General features: G+C 53.2%; 18 protein-coding genes, 3 rRNA genes and 1 pseudogene. 11 read left to right on the top strand and 11 right to left on the bottom strand.

Annotated features, from left to right (window positions below; all coding sequences use genetic code 11):
* Positions 1 to 15: 15 nt before the first annotated feature.
* The 3 genes from serC to CBE74_RS16120 all read left to right on the top strand — a co-directional run bounded on the left by serC (position 16) and on the right by CBE74_RS16120 (position 3395).
* Positions 16 to 1146 carry a phosphoserine transaminase gene (gene serC / locus CBE74_RS16130; protein ID WP_087453609.1) on the top strand — a complete coding sequence of 377 codons (1131 nt, stop codon included), beginning with the start codon at positions 16 to 18 and terminating at the stop codon, positions 1144 to 1146.
* Between the two features lie 201 nt (positions 1147 to 1347).
* A complete protein-coding gene (gene sepH, locus CBE74_RS16125) occupies positions 1348 to 2424 on the top strand; it encodes a septation protein SepH (RefSeq protein WP_087453608.1) in 1077 nt (358 codons plus the stop codon).
* Positions 2425 to 2492: 68 nt separating this feature from the next.
* On the top strand, positions 2493 to 3395 hold the full coding sequence (locus CBE74_RS16120) for a DUF6928 family protein (protein WP_087453607.1): 903 nt from the start codon (positions 2493 to 2495) through the stop codon (positions 3393 to 3395).
* Here the strand turns inward: CBE74_RS16120 and CBE74_RS16115 are convergent, their stop codons facing one another.
* From CBE74_RS16115 to CBE74_RS16105, 3 genes are all read right to left on the bottom strand, one after another.
* A complete protein-coding gene (locus tag CBE74_RS16115) occupies positions 3396 to 4271 on the bottom strand; it encodes a TrmH family RNA methyltransferase (RefSeq protein WP_087453606.1) in 876 nt (291 codons plus the stop codon).
* Positions 4272 to 4427: 156 nt separating this feature from the next.
* Positions 4428 to 5906: an NCS2 family permease gene (locus tag CBE74_RS16110; protein ID WP_087453605.1), complete on the bottom strand. Its 1479-nt coding sequence runs from the start codon at positions 5904 to 5906 to the stop codon at positions 4428 to 4430.
* 213 nt (positions 5907 to 6119) lie between these two features.
* Positions 6120 to 6854 (bottom strand): DUF3027 domain-containing protein, encoded by a 735-nt coding sequence (locus CBE74_RS16105; RefSeq protein ID WP_087453604.1) that lies wholly within the window; start codon positions 6852 to 6854, stop codon positions 6120 to 6122.
* A 56-nt stretch (positions 6855 to 6910) separates the two neighbouring features.
* Here CBE74_RS16105 and CBE74_RS16100 point away from each other — a divergent pair, with 56 nt between their 5' ends.
* Together CBE74_RS16100 and CBE74_RS16095 are read left to right on the top strand one after the other, a co-directional pair.
* Positions 6911 to 7867: a glutaminyl-peptide cyclotransferase gene (locus tag CBE74_RS16100; protein ID WP_087453603.1), complete on the top strand. Its 957-nt coding sequence runs from the start codon at positions 6911 to 6913 to the stop codon at positions 7865 to 7867.
* A 28-nt stretch (positions 7868 to 7895) separates the two neighbouring features.
* Positions 7896 to 8423, top strand: coding sequence for a DUF2771 domain-containing protein (locus tag CBE74_RS16095; RefSeq protein WP_087453602.1), 528 nt, complete (start codon positions 7896 to 7898; stop codon positions 8421 to 8423).
* 70 nt (positions 8424 to 8493) lie between these two features.
* On the opposite strand, the gene CBE74_RS16090 is transcribed toward CBE74_RS16095, so the two are convergent.
* Positions 8494 to 8886 (bottom strand): cold-shock protein, encoded by a 393-nt coding sequence (locus CBE74_RS16090; protein WP_087453601.1) that lies wholly within the window; start codon positions 8884 to 8886, stop codon positions 8494 to 8496.
* A gap of 820 nt (positions 8887 to 9706) precedes the next feature.
* Here CBE74_RS16090 and CBE74_RS16085 point away from each other — a divergent pair.
* Positions 9707 to 10330: a resuscitation-promoting factor Rpf1 domain-containing protein gene (locus CBE74_RS16085; protein ID WP_087453600.1), complete on the top strand. Its 624-nt coding sequence runs from the start codon at positions 9707 to 9709 to the stop codon at positions 10328 to 10330.
* A 132-nt stretch (positions 10331 to 10462) separates the two neighbouring features.
* On the opposite strand, the gene CBE74_RS16080 is transcribed toward CBE74_RS16085, so the two are convergent.
* Positions 10463 to 10651, bottom strand: a complete 189-nt coding sequence (locus tag CBE74_RS16080; RefSeq protein ID WP_014836117.1) for a hypothetical protein — start codon at positions 10649 to 10651, stop codon at positions 10463 to 10465.
* 67 nt (positions 10652 to 10718) lie between these two features.
* Here CBE74_RS16080 and CBE74_RS24750 point away from each other — a divergent pair, with 67 nt between their 5' ends.
* The 5 genes and pseudogenes from CBE74_RS24750 to CBE74_RS16055 all read left to right on the top strand — a co-directional run bounded on the left by CBE74_RS24750 (position 10719) and on the right by CBE74_RS16055 (position 16680).
* Positions 10719 to 12029: a hypothetical protein gene (locus CBE74_RS24750; RefSeq protein ID WP_259484473.1), complete on the top strand. Its 1311-nt coding sequence runs from the start codon at positions 10719 to 10721 to the stop codon at positions 12027 to 12029.
* Complete coding sequence (locus CBE74_RS24745) at positions 11998 to 13026, top strand: helicase-associated domain-containing protein (protein WP_259484471.1); 1029 nt, start codon at positions 11998 to 12000, stop codon at positions 13024 to 13026. Before CBE74_RS24750 ends, CBE74_RS24745 begins: the two co-directional genes overlap by 32 nt.
* 113 nt (positions 13027 to 13139) lie before the next feature.
* Positions 13140 to 14790 (top strand): annotated as a pseudogene (locus CBE74_RS16065) (DNA repair helicase XPB).
* 67 nt (positions 14791 to 14857) lie between these two features.
* On the top strand, positions 14858 to 15499 hold the full coding sequence (locus CBE74_RS16060) for a DUF3239 domain-containing protein (protein WP_087453598.1): 642 nt from the start codon (positions 14858 to 14860) through the stop codon (positions 15497 to 15499).
* The gene (locus tag CBE74_RS16055) at positions 15499 to 16680 is read left to right on the top strand and encodes a pyridoxal phosphate-dependent aminotransferase (RefSeq protein WP_087453597.1); all 1182 of its coding nucleotides are present in this window, start codon (positions 15499 to 15501) and stop codon (positions 16678 to 16680) included. The genes CBE74_RS16060 and CBE74_RS16055 overlap by 1 nt, the downstream gene beginning before the upstream one ends.
* A gap of 171 nt (positions 16681 to 16851) precedes the next feature.
* Here CBE74_RS16055 and rrf read toward each other — a convergent pair.
* From rrf to CBE74_RS16025, 6 genes are all read right to left on the bottom strand, one after another.
* A 5S ribosomal RNA gene (gene rrf / locus CBE74_RS16050) occupies positions 16852 to 16968 on the bottom strand.
* A 120-nt stretch (positions 16969 to 17088) separates the two neighbouring features.
* Positions 17089 to 20172: ribosomal RNA gene (locus CBE74_RS16045) — 23S ribosomal RNA — on the bottom strand.
* Between the two features lie 370 nt (positions 20173 to 20542).
* Positions 20543 to 22063 (bottom strand): 16S ribosomal RNA (locus tag CBE74_RS16040).
* Together the 16S, 23S and 5S rRNA genes form the textbook arrangement of a ribosomal RNA operon.
* An 806-nt stretch (positions 22064 to 22869) precedes the next feature.
* Positions 22870 to 23625, bottom strand: a complete 756-nt coding sequence (locus CBE74_RS16035; protein WP_087453596.1) for an iron ABC transporter ATP-binding protein — start codon at positions 23623 to 23625, stop codon at positions 22870 to 22872.
* Complete coding sequence (locus tag CBE74_RS16030; protein WP_087453595.1) at positions 23622 to 24680, bottom strand: iron chelate uptake ABC transporter family permease subunit; 1059 nt, start codon at positions 24678 to 24680, stop codon at positions 23622 to 23624. Before CBE74_RS16030 ends, CBE74_RS16035 begins: the two co-directional genes overlap by 4 nt.
* A complete protein-coding gene (locus CBE74_RS16025; protein WP_134316251.1) occupies positions 24673 to 25638 on the bottom strand; it encodes an ABC transporter permease in 966 nt (321 codons plus the stop codon). Before CBE74_RS16025 ends, CBE74_RS16030 begins: the two co-directional genes overlap by 8 nt.
* Positions 25639 to 25672: the final 34 nt, after the last annotated feature.

The raw sequence follows: 25672 nt of genomic DNA, 5'->3' as shown, positions 1-25672 counted from the left end.
CTAGAAAGCATGAGCATGAGCGAGTTCCCCGTACTACCCAGCGATCTTCTCCCCGTTGACCCCAGATTTGGATGTGGACCTTCAAAAGTTCGCACAGAGCAACTCCTAGCGATCACCGAAAAAGGTCGCACAGTTATGGGCACTTCGCATCGTCAACCCGCAGTCAAAAACGTTGTGGGCAACATTCGGGAAGGCCTCTCCTCCCTATTCAACCTTCCCGATGGCTATGAAATCGTCCTTTCCCTTGGCGGAGCTACCGCCTTTTGGGATTGCGCAACCTTCGGCCTGATCGAATCCAAATCCGGGCATCTCACCTATGGCGAATTCTCTGGAAAATTTGCTAGTGCAGCAGCCAAAGCCCCCTGGCTACAAGAGCCCACCGTCATTTCCGCAGAACCCGGCGATGCACCGACTCCCGTTGCTTTAGACGGCTGCGACGTTGTGGCCTGGGCCCATAATGAGACGTCCACGGGTGCTATGGTCCCGGTCATCCGCCCAACAGGTTCTGAGGGTCAGCTGGTGGTCATTGACGCAACCTCAGGAGCAGGAGGACTTCCCGTAGAGATCGACCAAGCTGACGTTTATTATTTCTCACCCCAAAAATGCTTTGCCTCCGACGGCGGCCTCTGGCTTGCTGCAATGAGCCCAGCAGCTTTGGAGCGTATCCAGAAGATCAATTCTTCCGACCGCTTCATCCCGGACTTCCTCAATCTGCAGACAGCCGTCGATAATTCCCGCAAAAACCAGACGTATAACACGCCTGCGGTATCCACACTGCTCATGCTGGAACAGCAGGTTCAGTGGATGAATGACCAGGGTGGGTTGTCTGCCATGGTGCAGCGCACAACTGCGTCTTCCGATGCTCTTTATCAGTGGGCTGAGGCACGTCAGGAAACAACGCCTTTTGTTGCGTCGCCAGAAAAACGCTCCCTAGTTGTAGGAACCATTGATTTTGATGATTCCATCGATGCCGCACAGGTGGCTCGAATTCTCCGCGCACATGGGATTCTTGACGTAGAGCCATACCGCAAGCTCGGACGCAACCAGCTACGCATCGGCATGTTCCCAGCTATCGAGACTTCAGACATCAGAATCCTGACATCCGCAATCGATTACATCCTGGACAATTCATTCGCTCTCGCGTAACGGCAGTCCCGCCCCATGGGTGGCGTCGTTAAGCTTGTCGACGCCACCCAAACCTCACAGTTCTCTCAGTGCCCACCGCAGCCGCCCCATGGTTCTTCCGCAAGCATTCATCCCACATGCCGGCAGAGCACCGGCCGTTGGAGGCATCGCTGCGTTAAAGTAGAGGATGGTTATGTCCATCATCACAGCAAAGGAGTACTGATGCAGGAACTCGTTCTCATACCAAGCGAGTCCACGAAGACATCCCTTGTCTTCCACGCCGCTGAGTCCCCTGAGGACCAGTACTTCCTCGTCGTAGACGACTCCTTGCGTGCAACGCTGCTAGGAAAGACCTCCGAGGATCAATCCCCTGCGGCAACGAATACCGCTGAAGCTGATTCTGCAGCAGATGTGAAAGAGACTGCCTCTGAACCGGAAGAAGCTCGTCCCGCGGACGTTGCTGCCGTTTCGCCTGTTTCGACGGCAACAGACGCCCCTGAGCAACGCGAGCTGCGCACCAAAGAAATGGACCCCCGGCTCTCTACACCACTGGCTATGCGTCCACGAGAAATCCAGGATCGGATCCGGGGTGGCGCAACTGTAGCCCAGCTAGCAGAAGAAAACGGGGTCACAGAATCCCGTATTGAGCCCTACGCCCACCCAGTCCTGTTGGAGCGTGCACGCATCGCAGATATGGCTAAGCAGTCGCATCCCGTACGTGATGACGGGCCGGCACGTCTTACGTTGTGGGAAGTACTAGTCACTGCGTTTGCAGCTCGCGGCCTTGATCTATCAACCACACAGTGGGATGCCTACCGTGACGCCTCCGGCCAGTGGATTGCCACGGTGTCATGGAAATCCGGTGTCAGTGATCTCACCGCAGAGTGGTCTTACCACCGAAATAGCATGTCCTCTACCACCGCAATAGCTCGGAACGGGATTGCCGCAGATCTCATCGACCCCGATTTCATCCAACCCGTGCGAACAATCTCCCCGGTAGGAAGGCCACGCGCGGTCGATGTCTTTGACAATACTCGGTCTCCCGAGGCTCCTCAGGACCCGCATGCGGAGTCAGAGGTAGAAAAAACTCGCGATGATCTTCCCCCCATCACAGACGCAGAAGAAGCACAACGCGAGATTTCTTCTCAAGATTCCATAGAAGTTTCTGGCGAGGGATTCTTCCAGAGCCCAGACCAACAGCCTAAGACCCCCTCCAAGCGTCGCCGCAAGGCTGTGACTCCGCACTGGGAAGACGTTCTACTCGGTGTACGCACCAACACCAAGCGCCCCCGGTCTTAGTCATTCCCACCTCCGTTTTATCGCTTCCCTCCCCCACGTTTACTTCATTGCGATAAGGAACGATTCTTATGAGCACACCCGATTATGGAGATCCCTCAGCTCCACGTCACGACGCCGTGGTGACCTTGTGGTTTGTCACAACCGCGGACCCCGGCGCGGTTATAGCAAAGCAACCCCGAGCGGACCGAGGGTTTGGCCGAAAGCTACTAGCCCAACTAAATCCACGCTGGCCGATTACTCCCATTGGTCAGTTTTCCTTGAATCGTTCGGCACAGGCTTCCCCGCATGAGTTCTATATCGCGGGATTTGAGGGGCTTTCAATCATCCAAACAGGTGTAGCTGACGCCACTAAGCTGTCCAAGCTCAATCCAAAGCTTCGTTCCTGTATTCCAGCGGCAGATGTCTATGCCTTTGCGATCAACGAGGAGACCGGGCTAGGGGCGTTTGCGCATTGGACTGGCGACGCCTTACGGCGGTCTTTTTCCGCCCGCAGAGAACGCGTATATGAGGACCTAGGGCTTCCAGAACCCTTTGAAAACCCCTATTGGGCAGGAGAAAAAGCAGAGGACAGCGGAGGAATTACTCTGCCTTTCTGGCCCATTGAACTCATGTATGAGGCCCAAAGACAATGGCTCGGTTTTGACGTTGAGGATGCCTCCGACATCAACGTGGCTGCCTTTGCTGTCGACGGACGACCCGAGCCCAAACTCGTGGATCATCCTTCCGACCAGAAAAAGAGCATTCAGTCGTTGGTTACCACAGCTTCCTCCAAACTTGGACTGGGAGAATCTCGAAACGACTACGACGACTATGAGCAGCATGGTTCTGAGCCGCCGGTCACCGCAGAGCTGGCTCGTTACGCGGAAGTATCAAAAGATGTGGCCCAGCACCTCGCTGTTGCTGCGGGGAAAAAGATTCGAACTTTTTCCCGCAAGCTAGCTGAAAAGCTGCGTCACACCGACCGCCACTAATTACCTGAGCGATCTGTCACGCTCATAAAAAGCAATCGCGGCGGATGTGGCAAGGTTAAGCGAATCAGTTCCAGGTGCCATAGGAATGCGGGCGCGGACATCAGTTGCGCGCATAGCATGTTCGGTGAGCCCAGGGCCTTCAGCACCGACGAGGAGTGCCACTTTGTCGTATGGGCGCCCGGTGGTGGCGTCGACAAGCGCATCTGCAAGGTGTTCAGCCTCAGGGTGAGGGGTAAGGGAAACCAGATGGAACCCAGCCTCTTTCAGTTCTTCTAGTTCTCGTTGCCATGTTGTTCTTTTGCCACCAAAATGAGCAAAAGGTGTCCGGAGCACATGCCCCATGGAAACACGCACGACGCGACGATACAGCGGGTCTGTGCAACCATTGCCAAATAGGATGGCGTCCACGCCCATTCCTGCGGCATTTCGGAACATTGAGCCAATGTTCTCGTGATCGCCTACCCCCTCAAGTATGGCGACGGTATATGCTTCAGATACGGCCTCTGCGATGGATAGCCCCGCCACGCGGTCGGCCGCTGCAAGTAGTCCGCGGTGCATGTCAAAACCAGCCACGCTCGCCAGTGTCTCTCGATCCAGGGAGTAGACTGGGATATCACGCACCAGTTCGGCTATCGCGGGATCGCTAAGAAATGATTCGAGTTTGGCAGGAAAACCAATCAGACAGCGAACAGGAAAACGCGACTGTATAAGCCTGCCGACCACCAACGGCCCCTCAGCAATGACCAACCCTTTTCCGCCAGGAAGATCTGGTCGGTTGTCGGAATGATTCAAGTCTCGGAAATCATCAAGACGCGGGTCTTCAGGATCTGCGATATGCACGATGTTAAGCGCCGATGGAGTTGGTTGTTCAGTCACGCATTACATGTTATCGCGCGTGGGGATTCTTCAATGCCTCGGTAGTTCGAAGACCCTTGTGAGAGGCGTTCCGCACTTAATAAAACAAAACTCCCGATCAGGCACAGGCATGCCGTAATCGGGAGTCTCATGGGACATAACGCTGTCCACTAATGCTTAGCCAAGAGCCGACATAATCGGGTCGATGGAGAAGTACATCACAAACAACGCGGAGACCAGCCACATAATCCAGTGGATTTCTTTGGCTTTTCCAGCAAAGAGAGTCATCAGGGTGAAGGTAATGAACCCGACGCCGATGCCATTAGCGATCGAGTAGGTAAAAGGCATGATGACGATGGTGAGGAAGGCCGGGAGCGCAATGTTGAACTTTGTAAAGTCAATCTCGCTCACCTGTCCGATCATCATTGCGCCGACCACGACGAGGACCGGTGCAGCTGCTTCAATCGGCACTATCTCATACAACGGTGTAAGGAACATCGCGAGGAGGAAGAGAAGGCCCGTAACCACGTTAGACAGGCCGGTACGAGCGCCGTCTGCAATACCGGCAGCGGAGTCAACGTAAACAGTCGCGGAGGAAGCAGAGGCGCCACCGCCGATAATTGCACCTGCGCCTTCAACAACAAGTGCCTTCTTCATGTCCGGAAGCACGCCGTTGTCGTCGACAAGCCGTGCCTGCTTTCCTAGCGCCGTCATAGTTCCCATTGCGTCGAAGAAGTTAGCCAACACGAGGGTAAACAGCAGCAAGGTAGCGGCTAGGGCACCAACGCGGGTAAAAGCGCCGAGGAGAGAGACGTTACCAATGAGGGAAAGATCTGGGATTCCGCCAAAGCCTTCCGGAATCATCGGAATTGCAAGGCTCCAGCCTCCGGTGGGGTTATCCGCGGAAGAGCCAGCACCGGTCAGGGCTTCTACGATCATGCCGATGATTGTGGTCGCCACGATGCCGATGAAAAGACCGCCACGAATGTTGCGGATTACCATGAAGCCACAAATCAGCAGACCGATGATAAAGACAAAGGTAGGCCACGAAGCAATCGAACCATTGGTGCCCAATCCGACGGGGACAGTAGTGTGTGCAGCGTCTGGGAGGCGGCGCACAAAGCCGGCGTCGACAAGCCCGATAAGAGCAATGAACATGCCGATACCAACACTCATAGCGGCGATCATCGGCTTAGGAATGGCATCAAACACCGCCTGACGGAAACCAGAAACCGCCAGGATGACGATGATCACGCCGTCGAGGACTACCAGGCCCATGGCTTCTGCCCAGGTCAGTCCCTCAGTGGAGACCATAGAGACAGCAACAAGGGTGTTGATGCCAAGGCCGGCCGCAATGCCAAAGGGATACTTGGCTATGACGCCAAAAAGGATCGTCATTACGCCAGCTACAAAAGCAGTAGCTGCGGCCACCTGCGGAATACCAAGTACTGTTCCCTCGGAGTCAGGACTCGTCCCTAGGATGAGAGGGTTAAGGATGATGATGTAAGCCATCGCAAAGAACGTGACCACACCTGCACGAACTTCGGTTCCAATTGTTGAACCACGCTCACTGATCTTGAAATAGCGATCGAACGCGCCGCGAGACTTCTCAGTCTGCTTCGGCGCTGCTTGATCAGAAGTAGGCATAGAAGCCATCTGATTCGCTCCAAATATTTAAAAGAGGGATACCTCGGAAAACTTCCGCACACAAGATATTCCCATTCAGGAGCACTTGGATCAAACCGAAAATAGCCGACACACAGCGGGTTCATCCTCAAAACGAGTCATTTTTATCGTTTCTTGTGCCCCACAAGGGACATAATCGACGACAAAGCTGCTGCCCAGGGGTAGGGGTTAAAACCACCATATTTATTGGTTAGTACCAGCTGGAAAAATTTCTGGTTTTTCATCATCAAAGGGGCTATTTTCTACTACCCCAAGCGGCTCAGAGGGAGGCGTATCAGTGTGTGCACCGCACCCATACGTCGTATGAACTACGCGCCCATCCGCCGAATACTCGTTGACGCACACGCCGAAATCGTTTCCTACGGGTTCTGCAAGCGGGAAATAAAATGCGCATCCGCCACAATTGTGAGCCGCTTTCCTCGCATACTCAGACGAAGGACCAAAAGCTCCGTCTTTCCATCGTTCTGAGGCGGTCTGGATTCCCACCTTTGTCAGCTTCTTCGGCGTCCCAAAATCGTAAGCTGCTTGCTCCGAATCTTCAGTAAGCCGTGGATCATCTGGCCTAGGAGGAAGGAAGTCATTGGGGCCGAGGTCTCCCGGCTGAACTCGCTGGTGGTACGGGACCCAATCAGGTGCTTGCAGGGCTTCTTGTCCAGGCACAAGAGCAAGCTCGCTCACTGTTACCCAGCGGGAGCCACTGGCACATGCGACCACCACGTTCCATTCCCACCCGTTATATCCAGGTACGTCGGCGACAAAGCGATGCGTCGCGGAGGTTTCGTTGACGTTTCTTACCCCGATGTGGGCTCCGACTTCACCCTCCCCTAGTTCTTCTAGGGCGTGTCGTGCGACTGAAAGCGCCTTGGCACTCAATAACGGGCCGGACTGGCTATTTTTGGTATTACGTCTGTTCGGCACTCCCCTATTATCCAGCATCTATCCACAATCGATACATTGAGGGCACAATAACTGCTATGCGATTGCACCGTTTCACCTGCACGATGAAAGTCCTCAATCCACTGTTGATACTGCTACAGCGGTCGCATCTTCCGCGTAGGGATACACCCACCATGAAAGTTTTTTCAGTGGGTCTCCTCTCCATCGCGCTCGGCGTTACCTCGTGCGCTTCTCCCGCCGAGGTTTCCCAACCAACGCAAGAACCACTCGAACGTCCGTTGGAGCTGCAGGCAGAAATAATCTCGCGCCATGATTTCGACTCACGATCTTTTACTCAGGGGCTCGAAATGGACGGCGACTCATTAATCGTGGGAACAGGAGGATACGGAACCAGCTCGATCTACCGCACTTCTGTGGACAATATCCAGACAACGCGCAAGCAGCTTCCAGACTCCTTCTTTGGTGAAGGCATCACGGTGACTAAGACCGATCCGACTAAGGACAGTTCGCGGAAAATATGGCAATTGACGTGGAAAAATAATGTTGCAATCCAGCGTGATCCTGAATCGTTGGAGGAAACCGCACGGGCAACGTACCCGGGTGAGGGCTGGGGATTGTGCGCTTTCTCAGATCGCTTAATCATGTCTGACGGCACGAGCAGCCTGCGCGTTCTCGACCCACTGACTTTTGAGGAAATAAAACGGATCTCTGTTCGTGTGTCCAACGCCCAGGGACAAGCGATACCGGTAGAAGGGCTCAACGAACTGGAATGCGTTCCTGCTGGCTCAGGCGCGCAAACCGATACCGTCTATGCAAATAAATTCTTGTCCACAGAGATTCTAGGTATCGACGTAACCAGCGGCGTTGTCAGAGAGCGTATCGACGCCTCCCCTATCCCCAACAACGCACAACCAGATATTGACAACGTACTCAACGGCATCGCCCATATACCGGGCACAGACAACTTTTATATCACTGGCAAACGGTGGCCGGATCTCTACCGCGTCCGGTTTCTCCAGCGCGTATCCCCCTAGTTCTCCAGGCGAGGTAGTATTGCTCACCATGGCTAGTCGCAGAACTCGACGCAGAAACCTCATCCAGATTACCGCCCTCATCGTGGCGGTAGCACTAGTGGTAGCGGGGTCGATAGCATTCCAAACGTGGTGGAATAACCGTCCGGAAAAAGAACCGCGTGAGGTCGCGATCGAGGTTTCTTCGCCGTCATCTAGCCAAGAGGTTTTCCCTTTTAGTATCTGCGAACCCGGCGTCGAATGCCTGGAAAACACCGTTCCGGTTATAACCGTGAACGCGGATCAGGAACTCACCGTCAAAGTTCCATCACAAGTCTCCGACCATGACTGGTCTTTACTGAAAATCTATGATGATCCCACAGCAAACGATCAATCTTTCTACACCGCGCATGAGGCAAGTGAGGTCGCTGTCCCCGCTTCTGCGTCTTTGAAAAAGGATTCTCAGGATCGCACAAAGCTTGTTGTCGTTGAAGTCTCCTCCGTGCTCATAGGCCATGACGATAAGGGCGAGGAGACTCCATACACCGTCACATGGTCGATACGCGCCACGGTGACATAAAACCTTATGTAAGACAAATACCGACTATAAAGACATCCGTTTCTTTATAGTCGGTATATTATTTGTCTGCCTAGGAATCAAGTTCCTTTGCCACTGCTCGAAGTATTCCAGCTATCTGGCGTCCGTCTTTACGCTCTGGGAACCGGCCACTTCTCAGGCTTGGCTGTACCTTGAACTCTAAAATGGTCACAAGATCCGACACCATGCCATGAAGCTCCTCAGGGCTATGCTTGTGCCGATGTTGCGGCCTACGCGTCTTGGGCGCCTCAAGAATTTTTATGCGCAATGCCTGAGGTTTCTTCCCCACGTCCGCAAAATCGAACTCGATCCGCTGACCTTTTTCAAGCTTATCGACGCCCGCCGGCAACACATTCTTGCCCACGTAGCAGTCTTCGTCTCCAGGATTAGAAACGAATCCGTAGCCCTTTTCGGGGTCGTACCACCGAACTCTGCCAATCGGCACGACAAGACTCCTTCCATATTTTATCTACATGATCCTCATGGTTATCTTGCGATATTCGCACACAAAACCGCAGCAAATCACGCAATCAAGCACTCAGAGTCAAGTATGACAGGTACCTAGTTTCACTGACTCCTGCACCGACCCTTATGCGCCGATCCGAGATTTATCGCACGTTTCCCCACTGAAGCCAGCAATAAAAGAAACCACCGCGACTGGTTGTTATTCCTCAGACGATGCGGCGGCCTATGCACTGTTTTCCTAGGGAAAGTTCGAGATAGTAAAACTCAAAGTATAGCTCATTCCAGAAACCTCTCAAGACACCGTCACATCTACCTCACAGGTCACAATAAAAACAGCGATAAGGTGCAGATTTCCCCAAAACGCCTTCTTTTTAGCCTCTGTGATAAAAAATTTCTATCTCGCAACAACAGCCATTGACCAGCATTTTCACCCAAAACTCCCAGGAATTTCGCCGCTAAAAAGAAAGAAAAACGTGACACAACCGTTATAAACCAGTACCGTAGTCAATCGAGCACCGCGTAGGCCACCGTCCGATATCTTCGCCAGCCCCTGTCTGGATATCGAGCCGGTCTACGCATGAAGTGCAGAGGAATTGACCGTTCGCGGTTGAGCTCCGGCCCAACCAACTACACACAACTCACTCAGCAGACAGGGGCTCGTGGTTGACCACCGCACTCGGTACATTCGTATCGAGCGTGTGGTTCCTTCCCTGCAAGACATGCGTTTGTCCCATGGACTACAACACGCGTCCTGCGCTTACCACGATTCTCGGCGGCACAACGAGAGGAAACTTTCTTTAATGGCACGTCACGCTCGTAAGTCCGCTTCTGCACTGGCAAAGATTGCAGCTTCCACTGTCGCAGTCGGCTCAGCAGCCACCCTGTTCGCTCCCGCAGCATCTGCTGCACCAGATTCTGACTGGGATCGTCTTGCAGGCTGCGAATCCGGTGGCAACTGGGCAATCAACACCGGCAACGGCTACTACGGTGGCATTCAGTTCTCTGCAAGCACGTGGAAAGGCTTCGGCGGTGGGCAGTACGCACCAACCGCTGACAAGGCCACCCGCGAGCAGCAGATCGCCGTCGCAGAAAAGGTTCTTGCTTCTCAGGGCTGGGGCGCATGGCCTTCCTGCTCCGCAAAGCTTGGGCTTAACTCAGCACCAACGCCTCGCGATTCTGTCGCATCTGCACCAGCACCGCTACAGCAGATCGTTGACGACGCACAGAACTACGCAGCTGCATCCGGCCAAAACGCCGATAAGCTTGCTGTCGATGCGGTTTACAAGGTAGTCAAGGATCGCCTCGCTGGCTACGGCATCGGGGTTCACCCTGAAATTGACGCCTTCTACCAGGCCAACAACAACAATTTCGATGCCTTCTACCAGGCAAATCGCCAGGTAATTGATACCGCCATGGGCATGTAAAACACGCCTAAAATTTTAGGTCCCGCTAGCGCTACATTATTGGGCGCTAACGGGACCTATCTTTTTTATACACACATGTGGTGTCCTCGCTTGTTCTACAAGTGAGGACACCACAGATAGTGGAGCTACAGGCTACTTATTCACCCGGGTATAAGGGTGAACATAACCGGTTTCTTCTGCAGGAACAGGTAGCTCAATGTCGCCCCACGGGCTATTAGCACCAGCGACTTTAGCCACAAGCTCGGTCACAGCGTGCCCGCCACCCGGGACGTGTGCAGGCCAGCCCGGATCGACGTATCCTTTTTTCTCCATGTTTGCCATGTGTCCCATTGTTTCAAACTTTAGGGGTAAAAGTCACCTGAAAGAGCAACTAAACTGAAATACCATCATGTGCTCTTCTTTTGCCCCTTATACGTGGCCCCTCAATTTCCGCGAGTGGCTGAGTTCACTCGACGAGAAAAACCTCGCGGCCATCCTTAAAAATAGGCCCGATGTCACCCACCCGCTTCCTCCCGGAATATCCTCATTAGCTGCTCGTTTACAGCTACGCGCATCATTGGCGCGTGCATTGATGTCCCTCACTGCATTCGAGCTTTTGACGCTTGAGGCGGCCAGTTCCCTTGGCGCAGAACTCGAACCTGTGATTGCCCCCAATCTGGTGGATGCACTGCGTGACTATCTTGGGGAACAGGCTCCGGACAACCTTGATGTACTCGTCGAAGAAGCTGTCACCTCACTTGTACTGCGCGCCCTCATGTATGGTTCCCCCGCATCTTTCAAGGTTGTCCCTGAGGCAATGAACGCGCTTCCTACCGGATGGCAATTATTTGGGGTAAGCGCCCAAGAAGAAACCGATTTCCAGCAGGTTCTGGATACCTTGGATGAACGCGATCACAAAATCCTCACTACCCTTGACCGGTCCGGCGGCACAGGAATAACCAAAGATGCTGCTCCTGATGCAGACCCTCAGCGACCGATACCACGACTGATCGCGCAGGGGCTTCTCATACGGGTTGACGCCACGACTGTTCGGCTTTCTATGCCTGTGCGATACCTTCTGAGAGGCCAACAGCCACCGTTTATCCCTGTACTACCGAGTTCCCGCGTGGAGTTCGCCGCGTCCAGTAAGAATGATGAGAATAGCGCCGGGACTGGTCTAGAGGTGGTACGCCTTATGCGGATACTTCTGCGCGAACTCGGGCATGATCCCATGCCCCTGCTCAAAGACGGAGTTCTGGGAGTTCGTAGCGTCACCACGCTCACGCAGATTCTCGATTCCGACGAGCTCACAGCCCTCCGAGTCATGTCGTTGGCTATGTCCTGCGACTTGGTCGCCCGAGGAGTACCAGATCCTCTCCCCACCGACGACACAGGGGGTGACTATCTCTGCCCTACTCACCGCGCCGACGAGTGGCTCGTTTCTCCGCTGTCTCACCAATGGTCACAGTTGGTGTACGGCTGGTATTTTCATGGGATCTTGCGCCCTTGGGTGGTCAATACCCTAGATGATAAGGGCAAACCTCAACGCTTCCTTTCGCCAGCCACGTGGAATGAAAAACTACCGTCGCTGCGTGAGCTGGTTCTGCGGACTACGGCGCAGCATTCCACACCTTCAGGTATTTCCGATCATTCACTCCGCGCGAATATCGGTTTTGCAGCCCCACTGCGTGTGTCTAGGGTCTCCCCCCGAGCATATTGATCAGCTCGTTGCAGAAGCTCGTTGGATCGGCGTACTCACCGCGAGCAATGGCACTACTTCTGTGCTGGATGCCCTTGTCAAGGGAACCGAGACTACTGCGCTTTCGCGTCTTGATCAGATAACGCAATCCTTAACTCCTACAGAAGTCACACAGCTCATCCCCCAGGCTGATATGACAATCCTTGCTCCTGGCCCGCTGCCCCAGCTTCTTATGCAAGAGATGGCACTTTTGGGCGAGGCCGAATCGATGGGGTTGGCTAGCGTCTATCGCATCACGGAATCAAGCGTACGACGTGCCTTAGACGCAGGGCGTACGCCTGAAGAGCTCACAGGCTTTCTCAAGGCTCATGTCCTGGGTGAGCTGCCGCAATCTATCTCGTACCTCATCGCTGACGTTGCGCGTCGTCACGGCTCTTTAAGGGGTGGGCCCGCCGTAAGTTACCTACGTTGCGCCGATGAAGCTTTGCTGTTACAGGTCAGTCGGACCTCCGCGGCGGAAGCTGTTGGCCTCAGGCTCATAGCACCCACTGTCGCCATATCGCAGGCGCCGCTGGTTCGAGTGCTTCAGGCGCTGCGTGAGGAAGGTTTTCATCCAGTTGCTGAAGATGCCAACGGCATCAGTATCGATATCCGGCCCGCGCCCTCTCGCCTGTCCACACCGCTGCGGTCGCACCACCCAGAGGAAGACAATGAGGCACACATTGCTGCCGCCATAGCGTCTATTCTGCGACATGATGCTGCTAAGGAAGCCGTCGCGGCGGGCACAAAGGCGACGGTTCATGGTTCAGGAGTTCTCAGTGCGCTGCAGTCGGCGATTCGTGCCAAGCGCACCGTCACGCTCGGATTCGTGGACAAACATGGCCAAGCGGTGCATAGGGTGGTCACGCCCATCACTGTTTCTAGTGGTCAGCTTTCTGCCGTAGATCCTGTCGACGGTGCCATGCATCGTTTTACCATCCACAGGATCACCGAGATAGTGATCAACCAGTCCGAGTAATCCACGCCCTGTCGATATAACAGCGTATTCGTGCATAAAAGCTGGGATGCCACGGTGCTCAATGCCATAATGGACAGTCTGTATTTCCCTTGAGGGTTGAGGAGTGTTTCCCTGTGGCATTTGCTGACGGCCCGCTGATCGTCCAGTCGGATAAAACCGTTTTGTTAGAAATCGACCACGCCCAAGCCGGTGCCGCACGAGCAGCGCTAGCTCCCTTTGCAGAGCTGGAGCGAGCCCCTGAGCACATTCATACCTATCGGATCACTCCTTTAGCTTTATGGAACGCTCGTGCCGCAGGTCATGACGCAGAAGGCGTTGTCGATGTATTAGAAAAGTTCTCACGCTTCCCCGTCCCGCAGGCTTTGCTTATCGACGTCGCCGAGACCATGTCTAGGTACGGTCGAGTACGGCTGCACAAGCATCCTGCGCATGGTCTTATTCTGGAATCGGCAGAACCGGCAATCCTTGCTGAGCTGATTCGTCATAAGAAGATCCATCCCATGTTAGGCGCACAGATTGATGCAGAAACCATCGTTGTGCATCCGTCTGAGAGAGGTCGGCTCAAGCAAGAACTGCTCAAAGTTGGCTGGCCGGCTGAAGATCTCGCGGGCTACGTGGATGGTGAGGCTCACCCGATTGCGTTGTCCCAGGAGCATGAGCACTGGGAACTACGCGACTATCAAAAGATGGCTGCGGATTCCTTCTGGGAAGGCGGAAGCGGCGTGGTCGTGGCTCCCCTGTGGGGCAGGAAAGACCATGGTGGGAGCGGCTTCTATGGCCCAGGCGCAAGCCACCACCCTTATTTTGGTCACCAACACCGTAGCCGGACGACAATGGCGCGACGAGCTATTACGGCGCACAACGCTAACGCCAGAGGAGATCGGCGAATATTCCGGGGAGAAAAAGGAGATTCGACCGGTGACCATCGCAACGTATCAAGTGGTCACTCGTAAAACCAAAGGGGAATATCGTGCCCTTGAACTCTTTGATTCTCGCGACTGGGGACTCATTATCTACGATGAGGTCCACCTTCTTCCGGCACCGGTCTTCCGGATGACCTCCGATCTCCAATCCCGCCGACGCTTAGGCCTTACTGCAACGCTTGTCCGGGAGGACGGCCGAGAAGGCGATGTGTTTAGTTTGATTGGACCAAAGCGCTACGATGCCCCGTGGAAAGACTTAGAACAACGCGGGTTTATCGCTACCGCAGAGTGCACTGAAGTCCGCACGACCATGACAGAAGAAGAGCGCATGCTCTATGCCACAGCGGAAAACCAAGATCGGTATCGCATTGCTGCCTGCGCGGAGTCCAAGCTTCGCGCCGTCGATACGCTCCTGCAGCGCCATCAAGGCTTGCCGACGCTCATCATCGGCGCTTACATCGATCAATTAGAAGAACTCGGTACGCGTTTTGGTGTCCCCGTGATCGAGGGGAAGACAAGCAACAAAAAGCGTGAGGAGCTGTTTAACAAATTCCGCGCTGGAGACATCACCACTCTCGTGGTGAGCAAAGTAGCTAACTTCTCTATCGATTTGCCGGAAGCCGCAGTAGCCATCCAGGTGTCCGGCACTTTCGGCTCGCGGCAAGAGGAGGCGCAGCGGCTAGGAAGACTGTTACGCCCAAAGTCCGATGGCTCAGAGGCGCACTTCTATAGCGTTGTGAGCCGCGACAGCCTCGATAGTGAGTATGCAGCACATAGGCAACGATTCCTGGCCGAACAGGGCTACGCGTACCGGATCATCGATGCCGCCGACCTCATCTAGACAGTTAAGCTATAAGAGCAGCCCAAGGCTGCTTTCCGCGTATTTCTACCAAGGGACCTGACCAATCATGCAAAAGTTTTCTTTTCCTATCGACTCCGATTACGCTAAAAAGAATAATGAGTTATTAAAGGACACCAAGCGCTTACAGCTTTCAGCTGGTCTTTTTGGACTCATACAGCTCGTCATCGGCATCGCTTTGCTCTTGGCCCTAGGAGGGACCTTTGGCGGAATAGTTTTTGCGATTTTTGCGGTCATGGCCCTGATTAGCTTTGCGATGATAACCGTGATCCCTAAAAAAGTGGGAACCTCAGAAAGCCTCTACCAGAACTATCCTTTAGCAGCAGGAATGATCGCAGAGGTTAATCCCCGCGATTTTGTTGTTATGGCATTAGTCAACGCAAATGTTGATGAACAAGCTCCTCCCACGTGGGCTCTGGCTACTCGCAACATCACCAACCTTGAGGGCGTAGAGCGCACCGTGGGCGAACGTGTCCCGGTGGTTGCTGTTGCAGGGCAACGCTCTGTACACAGCCAAGGTACCTGGGACCAGATTTCTCCCATGCCCATCGGCTGGGCCACCACTGACCCCACCGTCATTGAACGCGCCATCGAGGAAATTCCTGACGAGCAGTGGAACACCTTGCACAAAAACCTCACACGGTTGGACGATGTTAAAGAAACCAAATTTGATCTGTTGGTGATCGACTAATGACGCATACTCCACATACTCCCGGCGTCCAGCGTCTAAACGAATTTGGCCAAACCATCTTTGCCACGATGAGTGCAAAGGCCGCAGAATTCCATGCGGTCAATCTTGGTCAAGGTTTTCCCGAAAGCGATGGCCCCGCGGCCATGCTGGAACGAGCTCAGCAAGAAATAGCTCAAGGCAACAACCAATATGCGCCGGCTCGTGGGATTCCTCGTTTGCGCCAGGCCATTGCCAGCGCCCGAGAACGACACTTCGGTGTCTCCTACGATCCCGACACCGAAGTACTTGTGACGGTGGGCGCAACCGAAGCGATTTCCGCCACGATATTGGGTCTCGTAGAACCAGGCGAAGACGTCCTAGTCTTCGAACCCTATTATGACTCTTATGCTGCATCTATCGCGCTCGCTGGCGCGCGTCGTATAGCTGCTGTTCCGCTCATTCCAGATGGACGCTCGTGGACACTCGACATAGATGCCTTTACAGCTGCGCTTACCCCGCGTACATCCATGGTGATTATCAATTCACCGCATAATCCAACGGGCGCTGTTTTTGATGAACAAACGCTCAAAGCCTTCGCTTCCGTCTGTGCTGAGCATGATCTCCTCGTCCTCTCTGACGAGGCTTATGAGCACTACACCTTTGGCGACCACTCTCATCTCCCGGTAGCTAGCCTTCCAGGTATGCGAGAACGCACCATTACGGTCTCCTCCGCGGCCAAGACATTCAACGTAACTGGATGGAAAACCGGGTGGGCTCTAGCCCCCGCACCGCTACTCAATGCAGTATTTAAAGCAAAGCAATTTATGAGCTACGTCGGTGCCACCCCATTCCAACCCGCTGTCGCTTACGCGCTAGACCATGAAGACGCATGGATTCACAGCACCGTCGCAGAGACCGAAGCTAAAGGCATTCTGCCTTCCGACGGCCTGCGCCAAGCAGGATTCAACGTCTACGACACCCACGGCGCTTTCTACGTTGTCGCCGATATCTCCTCTATGACCGATAAAACCGGCAACCAATTCTGCCTCGATCTTCCCCAAGAAAAAGGCGTAGCAGCCATCCCCATAGAGCCGTTTACAGGCTCTTCCGTGGGCTGGAGCAGCGCTGTTCGCTTTGCATACTGCAGAGACCGACAAGAGATCCTCACGGCGATTGAGCGTCTGATTGCCCCTGTTTGTTAGGGGTTGTGAACAACCTCCTCTAAAAAGCTTAAACCCCTTAACACCCCCTACTCGAGGGGGTGTTAAGGGGTTGTTTACGCGTAAAAAAAGGGAAGAGAGTCTAGGCACCACACCCACCCCCAAGGGGGTAAGGCATCATACCTAGACTCTCTTCCTACATATCAATTTTTTGGTTGGCGGCGACCTACTCTCCCACACCCTCCCAGGTGCAGTACCATCAGCGCAATCGGGCTTAGCTTCCGGGTTCGGAAAGGGACCGGGCGTACCCCCGACACTATAACCACCAACACATCCATAACAACACAACACACAACAGGTGTCATGTCAGACACTGCACAGTGAACACAAGCAACAAAACTCTACTATTCTTTTTAAACGCTCCAGGCACAACAATACTCGCACCACAATGGGTGGTTGTTTATCGGTAAATTAGTACCAGTCACCTCCAAGTGTTACCACTCTTCCAGATCTGGCCTATCAACCCCCTAATCTCGAGGGAACCTCAAAAGAAACCTCATCTTAAAACAGGCTTCCCGCTTAGATGCTTTCAGCGGTTATCCCTTCCGTACGTAGCCAACCAGCCCTGCCACGGGCGTGACAACTGGCACACTAGAGGTACGTCCGTCCCGGTCCTCTCGTACTAGGGACAGCCTTCTTCAAGTTTCACGCGCACGGCGGATAGAGACCGAACTGTCTCACGACGTTCTAAACCCAGCTCGCGTGCCGCTTTAATGGGCGAACAGCCCAACCCTTGGGACCTACTCCAGCCCCAGGATGCGACGAGCCGACATCGAGGTGCCAAACCATCCCGTCGATATGGACTCTTGGGGAAGATCAGCCTGTTATCCCCGGGGTACCTTTTATCCGTTGAGCGACACCACTTCCACAAGTAGGTGCCGGATCACTAGTCCCGACTTTCGTCCCTGCTCGACCTGTCAGTCTCACAGTCAAGCTCCCTTGTGCACTTACACTCACCACCTGATTGCCAACCAGGCTGAGGGAACCTTTGGGCGCCTCCGTTACATTTTAGGAGGCAACCGCCCCAGTTAAACTACCCACCAGGCACTGTCCCCAACCCAGATCATGGGCCAAGGTTAAGGTGCTCAATCCGATCAGAGTGGTATTTCAACTTGCGACTCCACCACACCTAGCGGCGCAGTATCACAGTCTCCCACCTATCCTACACAAACCGAACCAAACACCAATACCAAGCTATAGTGAAGGTCCCGGGGTCTTTTCGTCCTGCCGCGCGTAACGAGCATCTTTACTCGTACTGCAATTTCACCGGGCCTGTGGTTGAGACAGCAGGGAAGTCGTTACGCCATTCGTGCAGGTCGGAACTTACCCGACAAGGAATTTCGCTACCTTAGGATGGTTATAGTTACCACCGCCGTTTACTGGGGCTTAAATTCTCCGCTTCGACCCCCAAAAGAGATCTAACAGGTCCTCTTAACCTTCCAGCACCGGGCAGGCGTCAGTCCGTATACATCAACTTCCACGTTTTCGCACGGACCTGTGTTTTTAATAAACAGTCGCTTCCCTCTATTCTCTGCGACCACCGTCAGCTCCATCAGTCTGTCACCAACAATGGTCCCCCTTCTCCCGAAGTTACGGGGGCATTTTGCCGAGTTCCTTAACCACAGTTCACCCGATCGCCTTAGTATTCTCTACCTGACTACCTGTGTCGGTTGAGGGTACGGGCCATAATGACACTCGCTAGAGGCTTTTCTCGACAGTACAGGATCACCAACATCAACCAAAAAGGTCTACGCATCACGCCTCACCCATAATGCAGCACGGATTTACCTATGCCACGGGCCACACGCTTACACCACAATCCAATAAGTGGCTCGGCTACCTCACTGCGTCACCCCATCACTTGGCTACTACCAACGAAGGTCCCACGCACAACCACACACACCCACACAATGTATGAACACATGCAATTAATGGGCGGTTAGTACCACTGATTCACCACTTGTCGCATCACCACGGGTACCAGAATATCAACTGGTTATCCATCGACTACGCCTGTCGGCCTCGCCTTAGGTCCCGACTCACCCTGGGAAGATTAGCTTAACCCAGGAACCCTTAGTCATCCGGCGGAAAAGTTTTCCACTTTTCATTCGTTACTCATGCCTGCATTCTCACTCGCACACACTCCACACCCGGTCACCCAAATGCTTCACCACATGCACGACGCTCCCCTACCCAACCAACAAAAATGTTGACTGCCGCGGCTTCGGCGGTGTACTTGAGCCCCACTACATTGTCGGCGCAGAACCACTCGACCAGTGAGCTATTACGCACTCTTTCAAGGATGGCTGCTTCTAAGCCAACCTCCTGGCTGTCTTCGCGATCCCACATCCTTTTCCACTTAGTACACGCTTAGGGGCCTTAACCGGCGATCTGGGCTGTTTCCCTCTCGACCAACGGAGCTTATCCCCCGCAGTCTCACTGCCACGCTATAACATTACCGGCATTCGGAGTTTGGCTGACATTGCTAAGATTGTAGTCCCGCTCAACCAACCAGTAGCTCTACCTCCAGCAAGAAACACGCAACGCTGCACCTAAATGCATTTCGGGGAGAACCAGCTATCACGGAGTTTGATTGGCCTTTCACCCCTACCCACAGCTCATCCCCTCAGTTTTCAACCTAAGTGGGTTCGCGCCTCCACAAAGTCTTACCTCTGCTTCACACTGGCCATGGGTAGATCACCCCGCTTCGGGTCCAGGACATGCCACTAACAACACCCTCGTTAGGATTCGCTTTCGCTACGGCTACCCACCAAAAGGTTAACCTCGCGACATGCCGCTGACTCGCAGGCTCATTCTTCAAAAGGCACGCCATCACCCCACAAAAGAGGCTCTGACAGATTGTAAGCACACGGTTTCAGGTACTATTTCACTCCCCTCCCGGGGTACTTTTCACCATTCCCTCACGGTACTAATCCGCTATCGGTCATTACAAGTATTTAGGCTTACCGGGTGGTCCCGGCAGATTCACAGCAGATTCCACGAGCCCGCTGCTACTCGGGGACATGCACAACCAGCGCACACATGCTTTCACGTACAGGACTCTCACCTTCTACGGCAGGCGTTCCCACACCACTTCCGCTAACACATGCACAAACCAGCAAAAAGATGGCAGCCTTTTCACGCACACACCCCACAACACCACACACGCAACCCCTGCCAGGTATCACACGCACATGGTTTAGCCTCATCCACGTTCGTTCGCCACTACTAACGGAATCACAATTGTTTTCTTCTCCTACGGGTACTGAGATGTTTCACTTCCCCGCGTAAACCCCCACAACAGCTATGAATTCACTGAAGGGTAACCACACATAACTATGGCCAGGTTTCCCCATTCGGACACCCTCGGATCAACGCTCTATTGGCAACTCCCCGAGGCCTATCGCGGCCTTACACGTCCTTCATCGGCTCATAATGCCAAGGCATCCACCGTGTGCCCTTAAAAAACAACACACACAAAATATGCAAACAAAAATACCAAGAACTAAAAGAATAAAGATTTATTACTCGCGTCCACTATACAGTTCTCACACAACACAACCACCACACACACCACCAACCCCACACAAGGATCACCAGCACACACAGCAGCCATCAAGAATCAACACCAACACCACAGTGCATCATCCCAGACACCCAACAGCATACCAACCACTCATAAACACAACACTTTATTAATCAACCACACACACCATCACACAACCATGCACAGCCACCATTCTGTTGGCAGCACACAACCACACACAACTTTGCTCCACCCGGATTCAAAATAAACAACAACAAACACCAACCAGTGAATGCTGGAAAAAATAAAACTCCTTAGAAAGGAGGTGATCCAGCCGCACCTTCCGGTACGGCTACCTTGTTACGACTTCGTCCCAATCGCCGATCCCACCTTCGACCACTCCCCCCAGAAAACTGGTTGGGCCATGGGCTTCGGGTGTTACCAACTTTCATGACGTGACGGGCGGTGTGTACAAGGCCCGGGAACGTATTCACCGCAGCGTTGCTGATCTGCGATTACTAGCGACTCCGACTTCATGGGGTCGAGTTGCAGACCCCAATCCGAACTGAGGCCGGCTTTCAGCGATTCGCTTACCCTTACAGGCTCGCAACGCGTTGTACCGACCATTGTAGCATGTGTGAAGCCCTGGACATAAGGGGCATGATGATTTGACGTCATCCCCACCTTCCTCCGAGTTAACCCCGGCAGTCTCTCATGAGTCCCCACCATAACGTGCTGGCAACATAAGACAAGGGTTGCGCTCGTTGCGGGACTTAACCCAACATCTCACGACACGAGCTGACGACAACCATGCACCACCTGTATACAAACCACAAGGGATAACGTATCTCTACGCCGATCTTGTATATGTCAAGCCCAGGTAAGGTTCTTCGCGTTGCATCGAATTAATCCACATGCTCCGCCGCTTGTGCGGGCCCCCGTCAATTCCTTTGAGTTTTAGCCTTGCGGCCGTACTCCCCAGGCGGGGCGCTTAATGCGTTAGCTACGGCACGAAAGTCGTGGAAGACCCTCACACCTAGCGCCCACCGTTTACGGCATGGACTACCAGGGTATCTAATCCTGTTCGCTCCCCATGCTTTCGCTCCTCAGCGTCAGTTACTGCCCAGAGACCTGCCTTCGCCATCGGTGTTCCTCCTGATATCTGCGCATTCCACCGCTACACCAGGAATTCCAGTCTCCCCTACAGCACTCAAGTTATGCCCGTATCGCCTGCACGCCCGGAGTTAAGCCCCGGAATTTCACAGACGACGCGACAAACCACCTACGAGCTCTTTACGCCCAGTAATTCCGGACAACGCTCGCACCCTACGTATTACCGCGGCTGCTGGCACGTAGTTAGCCGGTGCTTCTTATACAGGTACCGTCACAAAAAGCTTCGTCCCTGTCGAAAGAGGTTTACAACCCGAAGGCCGTCATCCCTCACGCGGCGTCGCTGCATCAGGCTTGCGCCCATTGTGCAATATTCCCCACTGCTGCCTCCCGTAGGAGTCTGGGCCGTATCTCAGTCCCAATGTGGCCGTCCACCCTCTCAGGCCGGCTACCCGTCGACGCCTTGGTAGGCCATTACCCCACCAACAAGCTGATAGGCCGCGGGCTCATCTCGTACCGAAAAAACTTTCCACCACACACACTAAAATGTGGTCCTATCCAGTATTAGACCCAGTTTCCCAGGCTTATCCCAGAGTACGAGGCAGATCACCCACGTGTTACTCACCCGTTCGCCACTCGAGTACCCCCGAAGGGGCCTTTCCGTTCGACTTGCATGTGTTAAGCACGCCGCCAGCGTTCGTCCTGAGCCAGGATCAAACTCTCCACAAAAAATCAGTCAAAAAAGACCAACCAGGCTTCGTGAAAAGCCCAACCAAAACTGGCAAAAAACAAACAACCAACAAAAAATAATCCATTGATCATTCATCAAAAAAATAATGAAAAAAGTAAAGCAAAAAACACTAGTGACCATCGATGCCTTGACGAGACAACACAACAATCACCACACACAACAACACCCCCATATAAAAGAATGCCCTTATGTGCTCATCCACACAGCAACCACACACAACCACAGGGATTCCCATGATCATTATGGTGGATAACCTGTTTCACAGGTGCTTTCACAACATTTTCTTGGCTACCAAAATCTTTTAACAAGCAAGCCATACTTGCCGGCCAAAGCGTGTTCACCGTGATCATCACATAACCATCATGTAACAATAAATGTGTGTCAGCGACAACAACCACACGTGGTTATCATCTACCATGTTGACTAATAAAAAATATATCTATAAGTACATTGGTACACTATTGAGTTCTCAAACAACACACCCACACCCACACACACCAACCATGTTGGTCTGTGATGACTGTAAGAATAATTTTTGTTTATCGCCTGCTTGTTTTCCTCTCGCCTTACACTCACTGATTCACAATCACCTTCGTGGTGTTTGCCTCTGTGAGGGGCGCTGTCGGTCGCGGCGACTTACATAAAGTTACACACCACTTACAGAACACACAAATCCCCAGCTCAGAACATGTTTTTCACGCATTGTTTAAGCAACGTTCAATCAGCAGGGCCGTAGAAAGTATCAAAGCGCCGTAGGAAAAGAAGTTCCTACGGCGCTTTATCTCTAGTGATAACAAGCCAGTGGACCATCGGGCCCGTCAATGACGTGTACAGGAGTATTAAATATCTGGCTCAATATCTCGCTGTCCATCGCGGTGGCTACTGGACCAAAATGAGCCACGTTCCCGTCTTTAACTGCACAAATGTAGTCGGCATAACGCGCTGCAAAGTTGATGTCGTGGAGAACCACTATGACTGTTCGCCCTAGGTCGCGAGCAATATCGCGCAGGTGCCGCATCATTTGCACGGAATGTGCGATGTCCAAGTTATTGAGAGGTTCGTCGAGAAGCACATAGTCAGTTTCCTGCGCCAGCACCATAGCCACATACGCGCGCTGGCGCTGTCCACCTGAAAGCTGATCAAGGTAGCGGTTTTCTAATGGACGCAGGTTGAGAAAATCGATGTACTTAGAAACGATCTCCTCATCCTGTGCGGTTAGCTTCCCTTTTGAGTAGGGAAAGCGCCCGAAGCCGACAAGTTGACGCACGGTAAGGCGGGTGATGAAGTGATTTTCTTGTCTCAAGATGGAGACAATCTTTGCAAGGTCCTTGGATTTGGTAGCCGCAACGTCGTAGCCGGCTACGGCGATCTGGCCGGCGTCGATAGGCAGAAGCCTTCCGATCATCGTCAAAAGCGTGGACTTCCCTGCCCCGTTAGGGCCGATGAAAGCCGTGATACCGCCTTGAGGAATCTCAAGGTCAACAGGACCAATGGAGACTTCGCTGTTGTAGTTCTTTGCTACGTGATCTAGCTGAATCACAGGCGCCCCTTTTTCAGAATGACGATAAGGAAAATAATTCCGCCCACGAGCTCGATGATGATGGAGACCACACCTTGGGCGTAGAAAATATGGTTCATCACAAAGTATGCAGACGTCAGAATCACAAATCCCAACGCCCACGCCATAGGAAAGACGTACCTGTGGTCAAAAGTATTCGCGCATTGATACGCCAACGTAGCTACCAAGAATCCCAGGAACGTCATCGGCCCAACCAGAGCGGTTGAGGTGGCCATCAGCACCGATACAAGCACCAAAGTGAGCACTGATAGCACTTTGTAATTCATTCCAGCGTTGATTGCTACTTCACGCCCCAGCTGCAGCAGATTGAGTTGCCTTGCCAGCATAAGAAGCGTTCCGCCAGCTACGAGTACCAAAGGTATGGCGATCGGGAAATATACGGGGTCTGCATTGCTGATAGAGCCAAAAAGCCGTGCAGTTAGCACGTCGAATTCGCTCGGGGTAAGCAACCGTTGCATAAAGGTAGCAAGACTGCCTAGACCAGCGCCGATAATGATTCCGATGAGCAGCAAAGCATGCATATTAGAGTTCTTACCTGTGAGCAACCATGCGTAAAGCACCATCGATAGGCCGATCATCAACGCAAGTTGCAGAAGGAACATCGGCACAGTGCGCGACTGCATAAGCCCCACGGAGCCAAAGAAAAACACTGTCGACGTATGAATCACACGGTACAGCGACTCAAATCCCATAATTGACGGTGTAATAATTCTATTATTTGTCACCGTTTGGAACGCCACTGTGGCCAGCGACTGGCAAAAAGCCACCACGGCCATCGCAATAATGGCGCTTGTCCGCCGTTCTGCGATAAGCCAAAAACGCTGCGTGCCAAAGGGCATCGGATTTTTGTATACTAAAAGACCAAAAGCGCAGGACAAACCGGCAAAAACAACGATGGAAAGAATTATCCAATATCGCCGTTGCTCCCCACGCGTCTGAAACGCCCCGGATCGCCGATTACTGGTCGAATCCTGGGGATCGTGCGCTCTTACTTTTTGAGATAGTCCCCTAGCCACGTCGAACCTGCCTCACAATGAGCCCCACAAAAACAACTGCCCCAAACATGCCCAATACCACGGAAACCGGCACTTCAAAGGGGGAAATGATGGTGCGCGAGAGGAGATCGCAGACAGTCACCAGACCTATTCCGCTCAGACACACCCACGGTAGATTTCCCCGCAGGTCATCTCCCCTAAAGATGGAAACCAGGTTGGGAACGATAAGACCCAAGAACGGCAGATTGCCGATAACTACAGTGACAACGCCAGTCGCAAGAGTGATCAGCGCCGTGCCAATGAGCACCATGCGGTTGTAATTGACACCGATGTTGGTTGCTATATCCTCCCCCAAGCCCGTGGCGGTTAAACGATCCGCATAGAAAAAGACCGCGACAACCACTAGTGCTACCGCCCACAGAACCTCATATTGCCCCTTAGATACAGAGGTGAAGCTTCCTTGGAACCACACCCCCAAGGTCTGCAAGGTGTCAGTTTTTAGTGCAACAAAAGTAGAAACCGAACTGACCACAGCACCCAACATGATTCCAATGATCGGAACTACCAGCGAAGAGCGCAAGGAGACTCTGCGTAAGAAAAGGAAAAAGACCATTGTTCCAGCGAAAGAAAAGACCACCGCGGAAAGCATTCGATCCAGAATGCTGGCTTGCGGGAACGTCAGCATGCAAAATAGCAGTCCCAACCCTGCCCATTCCGTGGTTCCTGTAGTAGTCGGTTCCACGAACCTGTTCTGAGTGATCATTTGCATCACGAGGCCGGACATCGCCATCGCAGCTCCCGCCAGAACAAGGGCTACGGTTCTTGGAACCCGAGTAATTCCAAAAATGTCTACTTCTCCGCCAGAGAAAATGTCATATTCGCCGGTGAGAAGAGAAACTATAAGCAATCCGACGACGGCACACGTGGCCAAAAGAAGGCGGACATTGAAACGCTGCGTCAGCGTAGTATGTGTTTTCATAAAAATCGAGCTCTACGAGCGACTATCAGTGATG

The organism is Corynebacterium silvaticum (assembly GCF_002162115.2).
Taxonomy (GTDB): domain Bacteria; phylum Actinomycetota; class Actinomycetes; order Mycobacteriales; family Mycobacteriaceae; genus Corynebacterium; species Corynebacterium silvaticum.
This window is presented reverse-complemented; position numbering and strand designations above follow the sequence as displayed.

Excerpts from the sequence above, each read along its gene's own strand:
- serC (WP_087453609.1), top strand. The coding sequence starts at position 16 with ATGAGCGAGTTCCCCGTACTACCCAGCGATCTTCTCCCCGTTGACCCC.
- sepH (WP_087453608.1), top strand. The coding sequence starts at position 1,348 with ATGCAGGAACTCGTTCTCATACCAAGCGAGTCCACGAAGACATCCCTT.
- CBE74_RS16120 (WP_087453607.1), top strand. The coding sequence starts at position 2,493 with ATGAGCACACCCGATTATGGAGATCCCTCAGCTCCACGTCACGACGCC.
- CBE74_RS16110 (WP_087453605.1), bottom strand. The coding sequence starts at position 5,906 with ATGGCTTCTATGCCTACTTCTGATCAAGCAGCGCCGAAGCAGACTGAG.
- CBE74_RS16100 (WP_087453603.1), top strand. The coding sequence starts at position 6,911 with ATGCGATTGCACCGTTTCACCTGCACGATGAAAGTCCTCAATCCACTG.
- CBE74_RS16095 (WP_087453602.1), top strand. The coding sequence starts at position 7,896 with ATGGCTAGTCGCAGAACTCGACGCAGAAACCTCATCCAGATTACCGCC.
- CBE74_RS16085 (WP_087453600.1), top strand. The coding sequence starts at position 9,707 with ATGGCACGTCACGCTCGTAAGTCCGCTTCTGCACTGGCAAAGATTGCA.
- CBE74_RS16080 (WP_014836117.1), bottom strand. The coding sequence starts at position 10,651 with ATGGCAAACATGGAGAAAAAAGGATACGTCGATCCGGGCTGGCCTGCA.
- CBE74_RS24750 (WP_259484473.1), top strand. The coding sequence starts at position 10,719 with ATGTGCTCTTCTTTTGCCCCTTATACGTGGCCCCTCAATTTCCGCGAG.
- CBE74_RS16060 (WP_087453598.1), top strand. The coding sequence starts at position 14,858 with ATGCAAAAGTTTTCTTTTCCTATCGACTCCGATTACGCTAAAAAGAAT.
- CBE74_RS16055 (WP_087453597.1), top strand. The coding sequence starts at position 15,499 with ATGACGCATACTCCACATACTCCCGGCGTCCAGCGTCTAAACGAATTT.
- CBE74_RS16025 (WP_134316251.1), bottom strand. The coding sequence starts at position 25,638 with ATGAAAACACATACTACGCTGACGCAGCGTTTCAATGTCCGCCTTCTT.